At 67.2% G+C, this 1,328-nt stretch carries 1 protein-coding gene and 1 pseudogene; one reads left to right on the plus strand and one right to left on the minus strand.

Annotated features, from left to right (window positions below; all coding sequences use genetic code 11):
• Nucleotides 1-340: pseudogene (locus B0F77_RS45815) on the minus strand (hypothetical protein); the annotation flags it as partial.
• A 471-nt stretch (nucleotides 341-811) separates the two neighbouring features.
• On the opposite strand from B0F77_RS45815, the gene B0F77_RS50370 reads away from it, so the two are divergent.
• Nucleotides 812-1,328 (plus strand): class I SAM-dependent methyltransferase (locus B0F77_RS50370; RefSeq protein WP_245849521.1); only part of this gene is annotated, 517 nt, incomplete at its 3' end.

A 1,328-nucleotide genomic window follows, 5' to 3' on the forward strand; every position in this document is an offset into this window, starting at 1 on the left:
CGCCGACCAGCACCAGCAGCCCCAGCGGGACCGAAGTGGACAGCAGCACCAACGCCACCACAAGGATCGTCACCGCGCTGCCGACACCCCGCGCCATGGCACCGGGCAACGCGCCCATGCGGGAGACGTCCGCCGTCCCGACGGCCGCCACCTCGCCGACCGCCACCTGGTCGGACAGCCGCGCACCCAGCCGCGTCGCCTGCCTGGCCACGAGCCGGACCACCAGGTAATTGGCCTCGAGCTTGCCAATGGTCTCGCACCGGTGCAGCAGCAGACTCCCGGCGGTGGTGAGCAGACCCAAACCGAGAATGCCGCCCGCCCACCCGAGCGCACCATGCATGTTCTCGCTGGATATCGCATCGATACCGCGACCAAGGGCAAACGGGGCAAGCCCAAGACTGGCCATCCACACGCAACCCGAAAAGATGCCAAGCCAGACGAGCCCCGCCTGCTTGCGCAGCAACCACAACAGAAAACCCGAGGGCGAGCGGACATTCACATCCCCAACGGCTGGCAGCGGACGGCTCGCCACCGGCGCCAGACCATCCGAATCCATCTCGGTGCGGCCCCGTGTCAAATTGCCGACCATATTCGTCGCGTCATGAAATCTCGCCCCCGGCATGTCGTGGCTTGACAGGCAGCAGGATCGGCAGCCAAGGCTTTACTTTGCCGCTGCGGCTAATATCTGGCTCCATTACGCGGAACCGGGATAGCGCACCCTTAACAGGCCCCCCTGTGCATGGAACCTAACACATCAGCAGTGATCCGTGTCGCCGGTGTGCGTAGTGATTTCGTGAGTAGCGTCGTGAACATGGAGAATGGCGGACCTAGCCGGACGGCGCTCGTCACCGCGTACGCCCGTGCCTACCACCAGATCGTTGACCGGCCACAGATCTTCACCGACCCCCTCGCGGCACGTCTGCTCGGCTACGCCGCGGAGGAACTCCCGAGACCGGGCACGGCCGCAACCGATCGCCTCGGCGGAGCTGTGACGGACCGGCCCCGCCGCCTGTTCTTCGCCACCAGGGCTCGCTTCGCGGAGGACGCCGTGGCCGCGGCCGCCGCCGCCGGTGTGCGGCAGGTCGTGATCCTGGGCGCGGGACTGGACACCTTCGCCTACCGCAATCCGCACCGGGACCTGCGCGTCTTCGAGGTCGACCACCCCGCCACCCAGGCGTGGAAGCGAGAACGCCTTGCCACGACCGGAATCGACAGCCCCGAGACGCTGACCTTCGTGCCGGTCGACTTCGAAACCCAAACGCTGGCAACGGAACTGGAGTCCGCCGGATTCAGCCGGACGGCCCCGGCCGTGTTCGTGTGGCTGGGCG

The sequence above is a fragment of the Lentzea kentuckyensis genome, from assembly GCF_002150765.1.
GTDB lineage: Bacteria > Actinomycetota > Actinomycetes > Mycobacteriales > Pseudonocardiaceae > Lentzea > Lentzea kentuckyensis.